The sequence below is a fragment of the Streptomyces sp. V4I2 genome, assembly GCF_030817655.1.
Classification (GTDB): Bacteria; Actinomycetota; Actinomycetes; order Streptomycetales; family Streptomycetaceae; genus Streptomyces; species Streptomyces plumbiresistens.
Genome location: NZ_JAUSZM010000003.1, coordinates 2,327,493 through 2,345,618 on the forward strand (window position 1 = coordinate 2,327,493; position 18,126 = coordinate 2,345,618).

Consider the following 18,126-nt stretch of genomic DNA (forward strand, 5'->3'; position numbering starts at 1 on the left):
CGTCACACGTCGTTCACGCCCGGCCGGGGGGGCGCTCCGGTGGTGCGACGGGGGGTGACCAGGGGGCACTCGAAAGCCTGGTAATGTTTTCTCCGTCGCCGCGAGGGAAACCCCGCACGACAGACACCTTGTCCGGGTGGCGGAATGGCAGACGCGCTAGCTTGAGGTGCTAGTGCCCTTTATCGGGCGTGGGGGTTCAAGTCCCCCCTCGGACACTTGAGATGAGCGAGGGTCGCGATCACTGGATCGCGGCCCTCGCTCGTTGTGTGGGCCATCTCTCCTCGGCCCGAAGATCACCAGGTCAACGCCCCTGCGCAGGGCGTGTGCAGGCCCTCGAAAGGCCGTCCCGAGTGGCCGGACAAGGGGCCCGAGCCTAGCGTCGTACTAAAATTTCCGGCTTGTTACGGAACGGAGCTGGACCCGGACAACCCCAGGCAGACCTGCGGGCCCCGCCAGCGCCCCGGAGGCTTCCGGGATCGAGACGCGAGGGCCCGATGGCAGCGATACACGAGAGCAGTGCTCGCGGCCTGCTCGACGAAGAGCTCCGAGAACGGTTCGGCGACACGGCACGCTTCTCCGGGGGGCCGGCGGCCTCGCCGCGCACGCTCGTCGACATCCTCGACGCGTCGGTCCGGTCGTATCCCGACGAACTCGCCCTGGACGACGGCACCACACGCCTGACCTACCGGCAGCTGGCCGCCGCGGTGGAGGACCTGCGGCGCGCGCTGGCCGGCGCCGGGGTCGGGCTCGGGGACCGGGTCGGGGTCCGGGTGCCGTCCGGCACCAATGAGCTGTACGTCGCGATTCTCGCCGTACTGGCCGCCGGGGCCGCCTATGTGCCGGTGGACGCCGAGGACCCGGACGAGCGGGCCGAGTTGGTGTTCGGGGAGGCGGAGGTGCGGGCCGTCGTCGGAGCCGCGCACGAGCTCACCGTGTTCTCGCGCAGCGACCTGCCCGCGGCCCGGCCCGGCACGGAGCACGACGCCTGGATCATCTTCACCTCCGGGTCCACCGGGAAGCCCAAGGGCGTCGCCGTCAGCCATCGCAGTGCCGCCGCGTTCGTGGACGCCGAGGCGGCGCTGTTCCTCACGGAGGATCCGATCGGGCCCGGGGACCGGGTCATGGCGGGTCTGTCGGTCGCGTTCGACGCGTCCTGCGAGGAGATGTGGCTGGCGTGGCGGTACGGGGCGTGCCTGGTGCCGGTGCCGCGCTCGCAGGTCAGGAGCGGTGCCGATCTCGGGCCCTGGCTGGCCGATCAGGAGATCAGCGTGGTGTCGACCGTGCCGACGCTGGCCTCGCTGTGGGAGCCCGAGCACCTGAACGACGTACGGCTGCTGATCTTCGGCGGTGAGGCCTGCCCGCCCGAGCTGGTGCAGCGGCTGGTCACGGAGGGGCGCGAGGTTTGGAACACCTACGGCCCGACCGAGGCGACTGTCGTGGCCTGCGCGTCGCTGATGAGCGGCGAGGAGCCGATCCGGATCGGGCTGCCGTTGGACGGCTGGGAGCTGGCCGTCGTGGACGAGGCCGGGGAGCCTGTGCCGATGGGCGGCACCGGCCAGCTGGTGATCGGCGGGGTCGGCCTCGCGCGGTATCTCGACGCCGAGAAGGACGCGGAGAAGTACGCTCCGCTGGAGTCCCTGGGGTGGGCGCGGGCGTACCGCAGCGGGGACCTCGTCAAGGCGGAGCCTCAGGGGCTGGTCTTCCTCGGGCGGGCCGACGAGCAGATCAAGCTCGGCGGACGGCGCATCGAGCTAGGTGAGGTGGACGCGGCGCTCCAGGCCTTGCCCGGCGTGGCGGGGGCCGCGGCCGCGGTACGCACCGCCCGCAGCGGCAACCAGCTCCTCGTCGGCTATGTCGTCACCCAGGACGGCTGGGACCACGCGACGGCCGTGGAGAAGCTGCGGGCCGAACTGCCGGCCGCGCTCGTCCCGCTGCTCGCGCCGGTCGACGACCTGCCGACCCGGACGAGCGGCAAGGTGGACCGCAATGCCCTCCCCTGGCCGCTGGAGGGGCTGACGACCGGTGGTCCGGCCGAGCAGCTGTACGGGACCGAGGCCTGGCTCGCCGAGCAGTGGAGCGGGGTTCTCGGCATCCCTGTGTCGAGTGCGCGGGACGACTTCTTCGCCATCGGCGGCAGCAGCCTCGCCGCCGCCCAGCTGACCACGCGGCTGCGGACCCGCTACCCGAGCTCCGCGGTCCTCGACATCTACCAGCAGCCCGTGCTGCGCAAGCTCGCGCGGCATCTGGAGGAGTCCTCGCAGGACGACGGTGCCGAGCGGACCGTCGCTCCGGTTCCGGTACGCGCCCAGGCGGTCCAACTCCTGGTGTTGCTCCCCCTGTTCACGCTGCTCGGACTGCGCTGGAGTGTGGCGCTGGCCGCGCTCGGGAACCTGCTGCCCGCCTACTCCTGGCTGCCGACCGCCCCTTGGTGGGCCGTCGGAGCCGGGGCGCTGTTGTTCTTCAGCCCGCCGGGGCGGCTCGCGATCGCCGCGGGCGGGGCGCGGCTGCTGCTGCGCGGTGTGCAGCCGGGCCGGTACGCGCGCGGTGGCAGCGTGCATCTGCGGCTGTGGACCGCCGAGCGGCTGGCCGAGTTCAGCGGGGCGACCTCGCTGACCGGGTCGTGGCTGGAGCGGTACGCGCGGGCACTGGGTGCCAAGGTCGGTCCCGACGTGGACCTGCACTCGCTGCCACCGGTCACCGGCATGCTCAGGCTGGGCCGGGGCGCGGCCGTGGAGTCCGAGGTGGACCTGTCCGGCTGGTGGCTGGACGGCGACCGGCTGGAGATCGGCCCGGTCAGGGTCGGCGGGCACGCCGTCGTCGGCACGCGCAGCATGCTCTTCCCGGGTGCCCGGGTCGGCAAGCGGGCCGAGGTGGCACCCGGTTCGGCCGTCACCGGTCAGATCCCCACCGGGCAGCGCTGGGCGGGCGCGCCCGCGGTCAAGCTCGGCAAGGCCAAGCGGAACTGGCCGAAGGAACGGCCGGTGCGGGGCACGTACTGGCGTGTCATGTACGGCATGGCGGGCTTCGCGCTGACGCTGCTGCCGGTGCTGGCGGGCGTGGCGGCGCTGCTGGTGGCGCGCGTGTTCGTGGCATCCGGCGCAGGGCTCGGCGAGGCGCTCAAGGGCGCCGCGCTCGCCCTCGTCCCGGCGACGCTGGCCTTCGGGCTGGCGTACGCGCTGCTGCTCCTGATCGCCGTACGACTGCTCAGCCTGGGCCTGCGGGAGGGTACGCACCCCACGCACAGCCGGATCGGCTGGCAGGCCTGGACGGTCACGCAGCTGATGGACCGCTCGCGGGAGACGCTGTTCCCGCTGTACGCCGGGCTGGTCACGCCGGTGTGGCTGCGGCTGCTCGGGATGCGGATCGGGCGGGGCGCCGAGGTGTCGACCGTGCTCGCGCTGCCGAGCCTGACGACGGTCGGCGAGGGCGCGTTCCTGGCCGACGACACGCTGACCGCGCCGTACGAGCTCGGCGGTGGCTGGATGCGGATCGGGCGGGCCGAGATCGGGCGGCGGGCCTTCCTCGGGAACTCGGGGATGACCGGGCCGGGGCGGTCGGTGCCGGACGGCGGGCTGGTGGGTGTGCTGTCGGCGACGCCGAAGAAGGCGAAGAAGGGCAGCTCCTATCTGGGGCTGCCGCCGGTGAAGCTGCCGCGCGCGACAGCCGGCGGTGACCAGAGCCGGACGTACGACCCGCCGGCGCGGCTGCTGTGGGCGCGCGGTCTTGTGGAGCTGTGCCGGATTGTGCCGGTGTTCTGCTCGGCGGGGATCGCCGCGCTGACGGTGGCGGCGCTGTGCGCGCTGGGTTCGCTCGGTGCCTGGGCGCCCCTGGTGTCGGGGCTGGTGCTGCTCGGGTCCGGGGTCGCGGCGGGTGTCGTGTCCGTCGTGGCGAAGTGGGCGCTCGTGGGGCGGCACCGCAGCGGGGAGCATCCGCTGTGGAGCGGGTTCGTGTGGCGCAACGAGCTGGCGGACACCTTCGTCGAGGTGGTGGCGGTGCCGTGGCTGGCCGGTTCGGTGCCGGGTACGCCGGTGATGACGGCGTGGCTTCGCGGGCTGGGCGCGAAGATCGGGCGGGGTGTGTGGGTGGAGAGCTACTGGCTGCCCGAGACCGACCTGGTGACGCTGGGGGACGCGGCGACGGTGAACCGGGGCTGTGTGCTCCAGACGCACCTCTTCCACGACCGGATCTTGCGGACGGATACTGTGGTCCTCCGTGAGGGCGCGACGCTGGGTCCTGGCGGAATCGTCCTGCCCGGCAGCACGGTCGGTGCCCGTACCACTCTGGGTCCGGCGTCGCTGGTGATGGCGGCGGAGTCCGTTCCCGACGACACCCGCTGGCTGGGCAATCCGATCGAGTCATGGCGTTCCTGAGGACGCTGCGCGGCTCGTTCGGGTCGGGGCCGAAGGACGGTGCACCGGCACGACGTTCGAGCACAGCGCAGGGAGCAGACGCAGCAGTGACCGTTCAGCAGGCAGTGGGTCCGGACCCGTACTTTCCGGCCAACGGTGATCCCCGGTACCGGGTGCACCGCTACGAGCTCGCGCTGGACTACCGTCCGGATCCCAACCGGCTGTCCGGGACGGCCCGGATCAACGGCATAGCGGGACGGTCGCCGCTCGCGGAGTTCGTGCTGAATCTCGCCGACTTCAAGATCGGCCGGGTCCGGGTGGAAGGGCGGCAGCCGCACTACACGCACCGGGGCGGGCGGCTGCGGGTCCGCCCCGTGAAGCCGATCCGTGCCGGGGCCGCCTTCACGGTCGAGGTGCACTGGTCGGGCAACCCCAAGCCGGTCACCAGCCCCTGGGGCGGGCTCGGCTGGGAGGAGCTGGAGGACGGGGCGCTGGTGGCGAGCCAGCCGGTCGGGGCACCGTCCTGGTACCCGTGCAACGACCGGCCCGCCGACAAGGCGTCGTACCAGATCTCGATCACCACGCCGTCGGCGTACTCGGTGGTGGCCGGCGGGCGCCTGCTGACCCGGACCACGAAGGCGTCGACGACGACCTGGGTGTACGAGCAGTCCGCGCCGACGTCCAGCTATCTGGTCGGGCTGTCGATCGGCAAGTACCAGACGGTGCTGCTGGGTGATCCGGGGCTGGGCGGTGTGCCGCAGCACGGGCACATTCCGGCGCACCTGCTTGCGGAGTTCTCGCGGGACTTCGCGCGGCAGCCCCAGATGATGCATGTCTTCCAACAGCTCTTCGGGCCCTACCCGTTCGGCGAGTACGCCGTGGTGGTGACCGAGGAGGACCTCGATGTCCCCGTCGAGGCACAGGGGTTGTCGCTGTTCGGCGCCAACCACGTGGACGGGGCGCGGGGTTCGGAGCGGCTGGTCGCGCACGAGCTGGCGCACCAGTGGTTCGGCAACAGCGTGTCCATCGCCGACTGGCGGCACATCTGGCTGAACGAGGGCTTCGCGAAGTACGCGGAGTGGCTGTGGTCGGAGCGGTCGGGCGGCCGGCCGGCCCATCGGCACGCCGCCGCCGCACACCGGTTGCTGTCCTCCCTGCCCCAGGACCTCCGGCTGGCCGACCCGGGCCGCAAGTCGATGTTCGACGACCGGCTCTACGAACGCGGCGGGCTGACCCTGCACGCGGTGCGGTGCGCGATGGGCGACGACGCCTTCTTCCGGATGCTGCGCGGCTGGGCCGGGCTGCACCGGGGCGGGTCGGTGAGCACGACGACGTTCACGGCGCATGTGGCGCGGTTCGCGGCCGAGCCGCTGGACGAGGTGTTCCAGGCGTGGGTGTACGACACGGCGCTGCCGCCCCTGCCCACGGCCGACACGCGGATGGCCGGGTAGGAGCGGCAGCGCGGGGTCAGGAGTTGGGCACCATCAGCTTGTCCCAGCTGACCTTGCCCGGGATGCCGTCGGCGTCCTTGCCCTTGAAACGGAGCTTCTGCTGCCAGGCCTGGTAGGAGAGGCGGTCGGCCTCGGTCCACTCGGGGCCGGGGCCCTCCTCGTAGCGGCCGCAGCCCTCGGCGACCAGGCGGCGGCCCATCGCCGTGATGACCGGGGACTTCTGCCCGACGTGGAAGAAGCCGCTGCCCGGGAACGGCTCGTACGACGGCTTCGACGGCGTGGGCTTCGGGTCGGGGGGCTGTGCCTTGCCGCCCAGCCGGTCGGCTATGCGCTTTCGCATGCCGTCCATCGTGAAGCCGCGCGGGTCCGTCTTGCCGGGCTGCCATTCCTTGTGGCCGATGACGGACCGCTCGCTCCAGCCGTGGTGGCGGCAGATCGCGGCGGCCACCTTCTCGATGGCCTCCTTCTGGACCTCGGGCCAGGGGTCCTTGCCGTCGCCGAGGTTGACGCACTCGAAGCCGTAGAAGTGCCGGTTGCCGTCGGTGTCGGCCTCGTTGTCGTGCGGCAGCTTCGCCTCGTTGACCACGGCGCGCAGGACGTCGCTGTCGCCGAGCCCGGCGTGGTTGGCGCGGCCGTTGCCGACGAGGTGGATGTGGCCCTTCTTGTCGATGACCCCGTGACACAGCGGGCCGGGCAGGCCGGAGTAGCCGTTGTAACAGATGTTCACGGAGGCGGCGGTGCCGGAGGTGACGGTGTGGTGGATCATCACGCCGTTCACCGGGCCCCAGGGTCCCTTGGTGTTGCGGTTGTGGGAGCGCCAGTTGCGCACCTCGTGGACCGTGAGGCCCTCGGCGCGCAGGATCTCCACCAGCTTGGACGCGCTGATCGGCTTGGCCATCACTCGTCTCCTTCCACGGCCGCCTCGGCCTCGGCGGTGGTCTGCGACCGGCCGCCCGAGGGGTCGGTCTCCGCCTCCAGTTCCTGCCGGCGGGCCTGTTCCTCCGCCGCGAGCGTCGCCTCGTCCGCCGCCGGGATGCTGCTGGCCAGCGGGACGAAGGCGAGCCGCAGGTCGACGGCGCCGGCCTCGCCCTTGACCAGGGCGAGCGGGGCGAAGTGGCGGGCGATGCCGGCCGGTGCCTGGAGCAGCGGGCGGCGGGCCGGGTCGGCCGGCCACTCGACGCTGCCGGTGGCGGTGCGGGCCGGGATGATCCAGTGGTCGCCGGTGCGGTAGGTGCCGCCCTTGGCGAAGTAGACCTCGACGCCGTCCTCCAAGGGGAGCCACTCGCCCTCCTCGACCTTCGGCGCGCCACCGTGCAGGGCGGCGGTACGGCCCTTGCGCTTCGGTCCCTCGCGGTGGTCCCAGCGGCGCAGGAAGGGGTTGAGGTGGGGCAGCCGGCCGACGCCCGGCTCCGGCTCGGCGGACAGGCGGACCCGGCGGCCGGGCAGGTCCAGTTCCTCGACGCGCAGCAGGGGCAGCGCCTCCAGGCGGGAGGCGTAGGCGGTGTCGGTGAACTCGACGAGGTCACCGACGTCCAGGTCCAGCTTGTCGTCGTGGCCGAGCGAGGCCAACTGCACCCAGGTGCCGTCGAGTTCGTCGACCGGGAAGACCACGGAGCCGTTCTCGCGGGACCACTTGAAGGTGGCCTCCCCGGCCTCGCCGCCGGCGTGGACCTCGACGCGGTAGAGCTGGTTCTCCGGGCCGCGGTAGCGGGCGTCGGGCTTGACCAGGCAGGGGTCCTCGTCGGCGTGGTCGGGCCGCTCGCTGCGGGCGGCGAGGCGGGCGGAGTGCGCGGACCGGCCCTTGGCCCACTTGTCGAAGGCGGCGCGGACGACCTCCCTCGACGGGTCGGTCTCCTCGATCGCCAACTCCGCCAGCGACAGCGGCAGTACCTGCCATACGACCTTGACGCGGGCGGCCGTGTCCGGCATCGCCGCGCCGAGGGCGACCTCGCGCAGCGCCGGGTCCTCGGCCGCGGTCACCGACCGCTCCCACACCTTGACGTAGACGAGGAAGGGCGACTGCGCGGGCGAGGGCAGCCGGTCGCCGGGCTTCTCCGGGTCGCGGTGCCCGTCGGGCTGATCCCAGTAGGTCCAGTACGCGGGCGGGGCCGCGGTGTCCTGCTCCTCGGCGTCCTCGTCGGGGACGGGCGTGCCGGGGGCCGGCCGGTCGGCGTCGAGGAGGATGCCGTCGACGTAGTAGCGGCCGCCGTGGATGTGGAGGGTGTCGATGTCGTGCCGGCCGCCCACGTACTCGATGCGGAAGCCCGGCGCGTCGCGCGGTCCGCCGTGCCGGCCGATGAGGTCCGCGGCGAGGGTGCGGGACTGGTGGAGCTGGATCGCGGTCTGCTCGTTGGCGTCGGCGTCGAGCTGGACGCGGCCCTGCTGGGCGATGACCGCGGTGTAGTGCCGCTCCGGGCGGAACGTGGAGCGGGAGAGGTCAGCGTGCATGAAGGGGGTCCCCCTGGTTCAGGATTCTGCGGGTTGTCGTACGGCGGCACTGCTCACGTCGCGCATCACGTCACGAAGAAGATCCCGGCGTCCGTGCCCGCGGGCGTGTACTCCGCGAGCCGCGCCCGGAGGCCGTCCTCGCGCTGCGGCCGGTACAGGTCGTGGAAGGCGCCCAGCTCGGCGCCGTCGTCCGAGCCGCGCCGGATCTCCTCCGACCCGCGGTCGGCCAACTGTCCGTACCAGGGCGTTCCGTAGCGCTCGGAGGTGAACAACGGGCGTACGCCAGTGGGGCATCGGTGCCTGCGGGGCGTACGCGAGCCGGCGGGGACGTACGAGTACCGCAGGCAGCCGGTGCCGCGCCGGGCCACGTGCAGTTTCCCGGTGAGGATCGAGTTCTCGGCGATCTGCACGGCGTGGGTGTGGATCTCGCCGATGACGGTCGTCCGGTGCAGGTGGAGCACGGCGTGGGCGTGGCGGCAGTCCGGTGCGGACAGTGCCTCGCGGTCGTGGCCGGTGGCGTCGAGGATGCTGTCCCTCAGGTGGATGTCGAGGGGGTCCTCGCTCACTTCGTCGCCGATGACCTCGACGGTGCCGAGGATGCTGTGCTCGATCTGGAGGCAGGCGGTGGTGCGTTCCAGGACGATGCTGGGCTCCTCCGGCGAGTGCGGTGCGCACTCGGGCTCCAGGGACCAGCCGGGGACGAGGGTGCTGTGGCGTACGACGACGGCGCCCATCGGGCCGGTGACGTTGATGCCGCGCCCGGCGACGAGGAGCCCGTCGAGGACGAGGCGGGGCCGTTCGTGCGGGGCACAGTCGTCGCTGACGGCTCGGATGTTGAGGGCGTCCGGGCGGTTGCTGTACCAGTCGAGGAGGCGGATCACCGGCCGGGTTCCCTCGGCCGCCCGCACTTCCAGCCGGTCGCCGGGGTCGAGGTCGAAGTCCAGCTGCTCCTGGTAGGCGCCGCTGTGCGTGATCTCGATGATGCCCTCGGGCCCGGTCCGGTCCGCCCGGCGGTCGTGCTGCCAGGCCCGGTAGGCGTCCATGATCTGCCGGTACGGCTGTCCCGGCCCGACCCGGTAGAAGGCGGCGTCGGGACGCGCCACGCGGTCGGGACGCTCGTACTCGCCGCCGCCCAGGTCGGCGCCGGACGCGTAGTGGTAGTCCACCCACACGCCCTGCCGGGGCGCGGACCGGGAGCCGAACGCGATCCGCCCGAGCTCGGGGTCAACGGCGACCTGCCCGCGCTTGGGCCGGTAGCGCCAGTCGGACAGGTCGGCGACCACGACGTCGGACGGCGGTACGGGCTGGTCCTCGCCGTCGCGCCGGATGACCAGGCTCTTGCCGGGGCCGTAGTAGTCGGCGAGCCGGTCGTGGAGCAGGCGGCGGGTGATGAGGGCGGGCACGTTGTCGACGGTGGCGAGGTGGGTGGGCGACGGCTCCGGGACCGGCTTGGTGGCCAGGGGGGTGTCGTTGCCGAGGATGGAGAAGGTGTACAGGTTGCGGGCGCGGTCGATGCAGTACGCCGGGGAGGCGGTCAGCGCGTACGGCTTGAGGCGCCAGACGAAGAGACCGACTCCGGCGGGGGTCCGACCGCCTTGCTTTTTGGTGGAGTTGGACCGGCGCACATCCACTGTGCGGGCCGCCGCGTCGAAGGGGCCGCCCGCGAGGGCGAGCGCGGAGCCGTCCCGGAGGTCGGCGAGACGTCCCCTGCCCGTGTCCCGGTAGAGCTTCACCGGCTGGTTGTGGGCGACCAGCCGCGACAGTTCGACGGCCCGCGCCGGCCAGCCGGCCACCTGCTCGGAGATCTCCTCCAGGAGGTGCAGCGTGCCCTTGCGGCGGCGGTTGGCGACGGTGGCCGCCACGTCGGCGCGCGGGGCGATCGCCTCGGCCAGCGCGTCGCGGCCGCCGTCGTGCAGGCCCTCGGTGAGGACGCGCTCGTAGCCGGGCAGGGTGCGGTAGCCGACGAGGTCGCCGAGGTACGGCAGCACCCAGGGCGCCGCCGTCTCCACGAACAGGTCCTCGTAGCCCTGCTCGACGCCGTCGCGGACCCGGTCGAGCTGCTCGGCGATCACGGCGAGCAGCGCGCGCAGCGGTTCGCCCTCCTCGGCGTCGCGCAGGAGGTGCCAGCGGGGCAGCAGGGCGGCGAGGCCGTCGGGCTCCCGGGTCGTCGCCGGGGTTGCGGTGTCCAACTCGACATCCGCAGAGTTGGCAGCCATCACTTGACCTCCGTCAGAATCAGGGTGTCCGCGGCGCGCGGCGACAGCAGGGCCAGCTGGGCGGGGCGGATGCCGCGGAAGACGAACACCGACCGGCCCTTGGGCAGGCGCCGGGTGTCGGTGATGTCGGGGTTGAGGCGCAGGAGTTCGGCGAGCGGGATGCCGTAGCGGGCGCAGATCTCCGTCAGCGTCTCGCCGTTCTCGGCGCGAACCCTGTGGACCTTCTCGTCGTACGTCGCCGGATGCGCGGGGACGGATGCCCTGGGCGCGCCGGGGTCGGTGAGCAGGTCGGTCAGCTCCTGCGGAGTGGCGGACGCGGGGACACCCGTGAACACGTCCACGTCCACGTAGTCGACACCGGGCACGGTGTGGGCCGCGGCCAGGAGTTCGGAGAGGCGGGCGGGCCGCGCCGGCTCCCGTCCCTCGTAGCCGAGCCGGCGCAGCAGAGCCTGGCGAAGGCGTGGTTCCACCGTCTCCCAGGCGTGGTCCGGGGCCACCTTCACCTTGGCGGCGACGAGCAGCAGGACCAGTTCCCGCGCGTCGACGCGGACGGGGAGGCCGGGGTCGCCGTACTCGGTGAGCGCTCCGCGCAGGGGGCGCAGGGTCTCCTCGCCGACCGGCACGTCGTCCGTGCCCGCGACGGTCACGTGCAGCACGCGCCGCCGGCCGTCGAAGAGCTCACGCGCGGCGGCCCGGCCGATGCCGGCCCGGGAGCGGGCGAAGTCCTCGTAGTCGGACGGGGAGACGAGCCGGTCCAGGGCGGAGACCGCGAGGGGGATCGTACGGCGGGTCAGGCCGGGCCCGTCCGCGTCCGCGCCGCCGCCGGCCGGGCGGGGGTTGGTGACCGCGGTGACGCCCAGCGGGCGGGTGAGCGGCTGGCTGATCCGGTCGGCGGGGACGTTGGCGGCCCTGCCGGTGCCGAAGCGGTAGCGGGCGTGGACGTTGTCGTGTCCGGTGGGCAGCCGGGCGCCGTGCACGCCGTCGCCGAAGGTCACCGTCGTACGGCCGTCGGCGGTGGAGCCGGTGATGTAGACGCGCTCGCGCGGGCCGCGTCCGGCGAGGCTGTCGACCTCGTGCCAGAGGAGGCCGTCGACCCGGACCTCCAACACCGCTGTGGCACCGAGGGGGTTGTCGTCGGCCAGCCAGGTGAGCGGCGACTGCCAGAGCGCGAAGGTCTGGTTGACCCGGTCCGAGTCGCCGCTGCCGATCGCCTCGTCCCGGCTCTCGCCGTGGGTGGCCTCGACGACGTTGCCGAGGATGCGGACGGTCTCCCGGCGGTAGCGGTGGGCGAGGTCGGTGGTCAGGGTGAGCCTGGTGTGCACGCGGTCGCCGGGCAGCTGGGGGTCGGCGGCCGGGTCGGCGGCGGCGATCGTGACGACCTCGGTGGCGGCGATGGCCCCCGGGATGTCGCTGCGCTCACCGGTGACGACGAGCGTGCGTCCCGGCCCCAGCCCGTCGTGCAGCTCGGCGAGTTCGATCTCGTTGCCGTGGACGTCCTCGCCGAGGGGCTCGTCCGCGAGGCGCAGCGGCTCGCCCGCCGCGTGCACGGTGGTGGCGCGGATGTGCGACAGCAACACGTCGAACTCGTCCAGCCAGGGGTCGGCGAGGGTGAGTTCGGTGCCGCGGCCGGTGATGCCGTAGTTGGTGTACGCCGCCGTGCGCGCGGCCACGACCTGGGTGGTGACGAAGGCGAGCTTGGCGTCGCCGGGTACGCCGTCCTCGGCGCCCTTGGCGGGGCGCCGGACCGCGACCCAGCTGCCGACGGTGATCCCGTCGTGCACGGTGTCGAGTTGCAGCACGGTGCGGTTGACGGGCTGCGGCTTGCTGGCGATGACGATCTCGACATGGGGTTCGGCGCTGCCCACCGTGTACCTGAGGCTCACCTCGTAGTCGCCGTGGGTGAACTGCTCCGAGGCGCCCGGCCGCAGGGCGATCTGCTGCGCCGTACCGTTGTGGACGCCCACCTGGACCAGACCGTCGTCCCCGGGCCGCGACACGAACAGGGTGCGCTCGGGCAGACCCGAGTGGAGGCGGGCGGTGACGCCGGGCTCCTGGGAGTCGGCCGGGCGGCGGTTCAGCCAGTTCAGCTCGCGGTCCTGGCCGGAGCGTACGGACAGGTCGACCTGGCCCGTGCCCAACGGGAACGTGGCGAACTGCGGGACCGGCAGGTTCTCGGCGCGCTGGTCGGAGCTGCTGCCCTCGACGTACTGGAACTCCGCCCGGACCGGGACCTTGCCGCCGGTGTCGTACACCACCCGCATGCTCACCAGCGCCGCGCCCGTGAGCGGCCAGTCCGCGGTGCGGATGACCCGGCCCCGGTTGTCCTGGACCGGCTTGAGCGGGGCCGTGGCGCCGAAGGGGGCAACGGTGACCCGCATCGCGAGCAGTTCCCGCAGCAGCTGCGGGGCGCCGGGAGCGGCGGCCGTGCGCCAGGCGGGGTAGAGGCTGCCGAGGGCGGGGTTGAGGGCGGCGAGGAGGCGGGCGGGGTCGGTGGCGGGGCGTGACGTGCCAGTGCCTGAGGTGGGGGTCGATGCGGTCAGGGCGGGGAGGACAGCGGCCAGAGCCTGCAGAGCGGCGGCGCGAGAATCGCCGGGTAGGGGCGCGGGCCGTGTCGATATGCGGCTCCGCCGCGTGGGCGCGCCCGGCCCCGACGCCGCCGCAGCCGCTCGACCACCGATCCCGGCACTCACCGTCTGCGCCGGCGCCAACTCCAACGCCCGCTCGGCAAGTTCCGCCAGCACAGCCTCCAGCTGCTCGAACCACGCAGCCACATCCTCATACGCCTCGGCCAGCACCTGCGCCTCGCCGAGGCGGGCGACGGGCTCCGCGAGCCGATTCGCGAGTTGCTCGGGGGTCTTGATCCCGTCCAGATCCGTCCGCAGCGGGTCGAGGACCTGGTCGTCGATGTCGTCGACCAGCCGGCTCACCGGGCGCGGGTTCGGCACCTCAGGGGTCGGCGGCTCGTCACCCGGTTCACCCGGCACCGCGGGCTCGGCGGTCCAACGCCGTACCTCGTCGAGGAGTTCCTTCGGCGTCGGCGGGGCCGACTTCGGCAGGGAGATCGCCGTGATCTCGTCGTCGCGGTCGATCCGCGTCCTGGCGACGGGCAGCAACTTCCGCTCACCGCCCGCCTGTTCACCGAAGACGAAGAGCAGCTGGTCCCCGGTCTGCAGGGAGTTGGCGGTCCCCTCGACGAAGAGTTCGGAACGGCGCTCCAGATCCGCGGGGGTCACCAGGGAGGGCCGGCGCCTGCGTACCTTCAGCTCGTTCCAGTCCCAGCGGGCCGTCAGGTCGCTGCTGGTCTCGAAGGTCAGGGACTGCTCGTCGGCGGAGGCGGGCACGCTGTGGCTGCGGGCGCCGCGCGGGATCCGCACGGGCAGTGCCTCCGCGCGCGGGTCGCGTTCGAGGGTGTACGCCAGGTAGGTGCTCGCGGCGACGCCCGGGCGCGGCCGGTGGCCGACGAGCCGGCCGAGCAGGACCAGCGAGCGGTGCTCGTTGGCCGTACGGATGTAGGCCTCGTCGGCGATCCGCTCTGAGTGGAAGGTCAGCAGGTCGCCGAGGACCGCGGTGGCGTCGAGCAGGCCGATCGCCGGGTCGTCGGGGGTGCGGACGGTCAGGCCGTGCAGGGCCGGGTACGCGGGTGAGGCGAGCCGGTCCAGCAGGGCGGCCAGGAAGGAGCCGTATTCGCCGACGCGGTAGTCGAGGGCGGTGCGGCCGGGCGGGTTGTGCGGCGGGGCGGGCGCGAGGCGCTCGTCGTGGCCGCCGCGGCAGGCGCCGCCGCAGTTGCACCCCTCGACGGTGGAGTCGATGGACGTCATCGGGCACCTCCCAGGGATATCGCCAGCAGGCCGTTCTCCGGCCGGTCCGGGTCGTTGTCGCAGGTGGCGATCTCCAGCGGGCCGAGCCGCAGCACGCCGTCCTCCCTCTCGCCTCGGTCTTGCTCGAACAGCCGTCGCAACCGGGTGACTTGGACGCTCTCCACGCCGGGAACGGCCGCGGCGACGGCGACCAGGCGGCTGAGCCGCACGGGTTCGCCGAAGGTCAGCGCGTCCGGGTGGAAGAAGCCGTTGCGTCCGGTGCCCAGGACCCGGTACAGCTCGGCCAGGATCTGTCCGTGCTGGTGGCCCGGCGCGGCGCACACGGTGAGCGCGATGTCCAGCGGTATCAGGCGGGCGGGACCGACCACGAGGTCGTGGCCGATGCGCCGGTACGCCTCCAGGGACTGCTCGACGCGGGCGAGCAGCTCGGCCGACGGCTGTGCGCTGCCGTAGGCGTCGATCGCGATGTGGGCCTCCTGCGTGCTGCCGGTCCAGCGGATGTCGGCGGCCGCCCGCTGGACGCCCGGCAGGGCGGAGGCGAGGGCCGCGTAGTCCTCGGCGGTGACCGCGCGCAGCCGGGTGCGGCGCAGGTCGAGCGGGGCCAGCTGGCGGGCCTGCTCGACGGGTTCGGGCTCGGTGCCGCCGGTGGCGGGCAGCGGGTTGCGGACGACGGCGGCGGGCGGCTGTTCGCAGTCGCTCTGGATGACCAGGTGGTTGACGGCCTCCGCGCCGACGTTGCCCGCGCCGCCGCCGCCGAGGCGGTAGCGCAGGGCGAGCCGGGACCCCGGTGCCGGCTCGGCGCCGTGCCGGCCGTCGCCGAAGCGCAGGGCGAGGCGGCCGTCGTCCTCCAGTTCGCCGACGAAGTGCCGGTCACGGGAGGTGCTGTCGAGGAGGTCCCGGCGCGGCTCCCAGACCAGGTCGTCCTGGTGGAGCCGTACGGCGGGCAGCGCCCGGCGCGGGTCCTGGGTGAGCGCGGCGGTCGCGGAGCCGCGGAGCACCGGCTCGTCGGGGTGCAGTCCGGCCGCGTACGCCGGGCCCCAGCTGTGGGCGATCTCCCAGGCGATGTGACCGTCGAGGACCGCGCCCGCGCGGGCCCGTGCGGTGAGGATCTCCACGCGGCGCAGCTTGCCGTCGAGCAACTGGTCGCTGCGGTGCAGGAGTTCGCGCAGGCCGCGCACCGGGTGGCGGCGCAGTTCGAGGCGCTCCAGAACCTTCAGGCCGTAGACGACGGCGAGTTCGGCGATCTCCTCCTCGCCGAGCCCGTCGCGGTCGCGGGCGCCGCGCCACAGGTCGACGAGCCGCTGCCGGACGCGTCCTGGGATCGCGGCGATCCGCTCGGCCTGCCCCGCGGCGACGATGGCCGGGTCGGGGAACGGCACCGCCTGCACGACCGGCGAGCGGCCGAGGAGGGGCCGGAAGCGGGGCCGGATCCCCGGGTAGACGGACTGGGCGAGCAGGGTTCGCAGGGCGGCCGCCTGGGCGTACGCCGTGCCGGGGACGACACGTTCGTGCCGCTGTCCGGCCCGCTCCAGGCCGAGTCCGGCGCGTACGGTCGCCGCCTCGCCCACGGTGGTGAACAGCTCGCGGACGTCGTCCGGTACCAGCGCCTCGCCCGACTCGGCCTTGTCCGTGAGGGAGCCGATGAGCCGGGCCGGCGCGTTGCCCTCCTCGCGGTCGTGGCAGCCGAAGGCGGGCCGGTCGCAGGGCGCGACGACGGCGGGCTCCGGCGGCACGGTGACCGTCTCGGGGAGCCCGGTGAGGGTGCGGCCGTGGTCGACGAGGACGACGTTCCCGCGGGCCAGCGTCACGTCCTCGACGGGCAGGCAGTCGCGTCCGCCGCGCGTGGTGAGGCAGAGCGGGAAGCGGAGCGCGTCCTCGGCGGCCCAGGTGATCTCGAGGACCGGCTGGTCCTCGATGCGGTCGAGGGCGGGGGCGACGGAGGTGAGGCGTACGACCTGGCGGTGGGCGGGGTCGGCGTCGCCGGGGGTGCCGGTGCGCGGCCCCTTCACCTCCTCCAGGATCAGCAAGTCGCCGGGCTTGAGGCCCAGTTGGCGTTCTCGGCAGGTCTCCGGGTCGTCCCACTCGTCGCGCAGGGTGGCGGCGGTGGCTCCGGCGGGCAGGGTGCACACCTCGCCGCCCCAGGTCCACAGCCGGATCGCGTTGTGCGCGACCTTCAGTTCCAGCGGGTCGGCGGCGACGACCGGTTCGAAGACCTCCACCGAGCCGCGCTCGTCGAGGTCGGCGAGGTCGTTCTCGTCGACGACCGTGCCGGGTTCGGGGCGGTCGTGCGGGTCGAGGCTGCGGACGTCGACGGAGGCGAAGCGGTAGGTGCCCGCGGCGAGCGTGTGGTCGCCGGCGGTCTCGACGGCGACGTACGCCCGCGCGGTGCAGCCGTCGTGCATCGCGTAGTCGATGAGCCGCACGTGCCGGCGTACGGAGACGCGGCGGCGCGCGGTGTCGAGGTAGGCCTCGGTGGCGACCGCGTCCTGCTGGTAGCTGATCTGGTCGCCGGTGTACGCGAGCAGCTCGACGAGGGTCGTGCCGAGGTCGGCCGGGTTGCGCTCGACCCAGTCGGGGGTGGTGAGCGCGAGCCGGTCCAGGAGGAGCTTGCGGATGGTGTCGTAGTCGCGGGCCGTGTAGTCGATGACCGGCGCGTCCGGGAAGTCCGGCTTCTCGGCGTGCTCGTCCTCGCAGTCGAAGGGCGTCGGGCAGTCGGGCCGGAAGGCGAAGGACGCGCTGTGGTAGCGCTGGTCGAAGCCGCGGAAGGGGGCGGTGCCGGGGCGTCCGTACGGGTCGGTCTCGACGAGCGAGAGCCGGTAGCGGGAGGTGTCGCCGGCCCGGTCGAGGGTGACGTAGAGCCGGTCGTCGAGCTCCGGGCCCTCCTCGCGCTCGATGCTGACGTCGACGGCGGTGATTCCGGTGACGCGGCGGCCGCCGTCGACACGGATGTTCTCGGGGCCGAGGCCGTGCGGGGCCTTGCCGAGGAAGGTGACGGTGAGCAGCAGCCCGTCGTCGCTCACCTCGACGGCGTCGACTCCGTTGAGCTGTGCGGCTCTCACCTTGGCCCGCCGGGAGGTGGTCGTGTTCGTCATGCGGCGGCCCGCCCTTCGAAGACGTCCTCGCGCACGGTGCCGGTGGCGCGGACGGCGTACGACAGGTGGACGCGTACCGCGTTGTCCGCGCTCTCGATGTCGAGGGCGATCACCTCGATGAGGTCGCCGAGCCAGCGCTGCAGCGCCGCCTGCACGGAGAGTTCGAGGGTGCTGACGAGCTCGGGGCTGTTCGGGGCGAAGACCAGGTCGAGGAGTCCGCAGCCGAAGTCGGGACGCATCACACGCTCGCCGGGGCTGGTGAACAGCAGTTGTTCGACCAGGTCGTGGACGTGCTCGGCGTGGCCGGCGTGCGCGGTACGGCCCCGGCGGTCGGCGTGGAAGGGGAACGCGAGGTCGGAGCGTGGGCGGGTGCCACGCGCGCTCGTCTGGCGGCTCATCGGATGGTGACCTTTCGCTGTGCGGCCTGGACGACGGGCGGGCCCTGCGGCACGAAGGCCGCCGTGAGGCACTGGGCCGCTGAGGTGTCGAGCAGCACGGGTGCGCCGTCGACCGTGACGCCGGTGCCGTCGGCCGTCCAGCGGACCGAGACACAGGGCGTGGGCACACCGCCGACGGTGTGGGGGCAGCCGGCGACGACGTAACCGTGCGTGGCCGTGGCGACGGCGACCCCTTGGCTGAGCACGCCACCGGAGGGCGTGGTGGCGGCGGTGACACGGCCGCCGTGCGGGCAGCCGATCACGGCGCCGGCATCGAGCAGACTCCCGGGCAACTTCTTCTCTCCCCGTCTTCTT

General features: G+C 73.3%; 9 protein-coding genes and 1 tRNA gene. 3 read left to right on the top strand and 7 right to left on the bottom strand.

Annotated features, from left to right (window positions below; genetic code table 11):
• Positions 1-130: 130 nt before the first annotated feature.
• The 3 genes from QFZ76_RS11635 (at position 131) to QFZ76_RS11645 (ending at position 5,800) form a co-directional block, all read left to right on the top strand.
• Positions 131-215: transfer RNA gene (locus QFZ76_RS11635), tRNA-Leu, on the top strand.
• 279 nt (positions 216-494) lie between these two features.
• Complete coding sequence (locus QFZ76_RS11640; protein ID WP_307673637.1) at positions 495-4,370, top strand: Pls/PosA family non-ribosomal peptide synthetase; 3,876 nt, start codon at positions 495-497, stop codon at positions 4,368-4,370.
• An 86-nt stretch (positions 4,371-4,456) separates the two neighbouring features.
• Complete coding sequence (locus QFZ76_RS11645; RefSeq protein ID WP_307673638.1) at positions 4,457-5,800, top strand: M1 family metallopeptidase; 1,344 nt, start codon at positions 4,457-4,459, stop codon at positions 5,798-5,800.
• Positions 5,801-5,816: 16 nt separating this feature from the next.
• Here the strand turns inward: QFZ76_RS11645 and QFZ76_RS11650 are convergent, their stop codons facing one another.
• The 7 genes from QFZ76_RS11650 to QFZ76_RS11680 all read right to left on the bottom strand — a co-directional run bounded on the left by QFZ76_RS11650 (position 5,817) and on the right by QFZ76_RS11680 (position 18,104).
• A complete protein-coding gene (locus QFZ76_RS11650) occupies positions 5,817-6,698 on the bottom strand; it encodes a peptidoglycan-binding protein (protein WP_307673639.1) in 882 nt (293 codons plus the stop codon).
• Positions 6,698-8,248 carry a DUF6519 domain-containing protein gene (locus QFZ76_RS11655; protein WP_307673640.1) on the bottom strand — a complete coding sequence of 517 codons (1,551 nt, stop codon included), beginning with the start codon at positions 8,246-8,248 and terminating at the stop codon, positions 6,698-6,700. Before QFZ76_RS11655 ends, QFZ76_RS11650 begins: the two co-directional genes overlap by 1 nt.
• Positions 8,249-8,313: 65 nt before the next feature.
• Positions 8,314-10,464, bottom strand: a complete 2,151-nt coding sequence (locus tag QFZ76_RS11660; RefSeq protein ID WP_307673641.1) for a hypothetical protein — start codon at positions 10,462-10,464, stop codon at positions 8,314-8,316.
• Positions 10,464-14,282, bottom strand: coding sequence for a putative baseplate assembly protein (locus QFZ76_RS11665; protein WP_307673642.1), 3,819 nt, complete (start codon positions 14,280-14,282; stop codon positions 10,464-10,466). Before QFZ76_RS11665 ends, QFZ76_RS11660 begins: the two co-directional genes overlap by 1 nt.
• Entirely contained in the window at positions 14,279-17,374 is a 3,096-nt protein-coding gene (locus QFZ76_RS11670; RefSeq protein ID WP_307673643.1) for a putative baseplate assembly protein, read from the bottom strand. The genes QFZ76_RS11665 and QFZ76_RS11670 overlap by 4 nt, the downstream gene beginning before the upstream one ends.
• Positions 17,371-17,772, bottom strand: a complete 402-nt coding sequence (locus QFZ76_RS11675) for a GPW/gp25 family protein (RefSeq protein WP_266442446.1) — start codon at positions 17,770-17,772, stop codon at positions 17,371-17,373. Before QFZ76_RS11675 ends, QFZ76_RS11670 begins: the two co-directional genes overlap by 4 nt.
• Positions 17,769-18,104: a hypothetical protein gene (locus QFZ76_RS11680; protein WP_307673644.1), complete on the bottom strand. Its 336-nt coding sequence runs from the start codon at positions 18,102-18,104 to the stop codon at positions 17,769-17,771. Before QFZ76_RS11680 ends, QFZ76_RS11675 begins: the two co-directional genes overlap by 4 nt.
• Positions 18,105-18,126 lie beyond the last annotated feature (22 nt).

Coding starts and splice junctions, on each gene's coding strand:
- QFZ76_RS11640 (WP_307673637.1), top strand. CDS start 495: ATGGCAGCGATACACGAGAGCAGTGCTCGCGGCCTGCTCGACGAAGAG.
- QFZ76_RS11650 (WP_307673639.1), bottom strand. CDS start 6,698: ATGGCCAAGCCGATCAGCGCGTCCAAGCTGGTGGAGATCCTGCGCGCC.
- QFZ76_RS11655 (WP_307673640.1), bottom strand. CDS start 8,248: ATGCACGCTGACCTCTCCCGCTCCACGTTCCGCCCGGAGCGGCACTAC.
- QFZ76_RS11660 (WP_307673641.1), bottom strand. CDS start 10,464: ATGGCTGCCAACTCTGCGGATGTCGAGTTGGACACCGCAACCCCGGCG.
- QFZ76_RS11665 (WP_307673642.1), bottom strand. CDS start 14,282: ATGACGTCCATCGACTCCACCGTCGAGGGGTGCAACTGCGGCGGCGCC.
- QFZ76_RS11670 (WP_307673643.1), bottom strand. CDS start 17,374: ATGACGAACACGACCACCTCCCGGCGGGCCAAGGTGAGAGCCGCACAG.
- QFZ76_RS11675 (WP_266442446.1), bottom strand. CDS start 17,772: ATGAGCCGCCAGACGAGCGCGCGTGGCACCCGCCCACGCTCCGACCTC.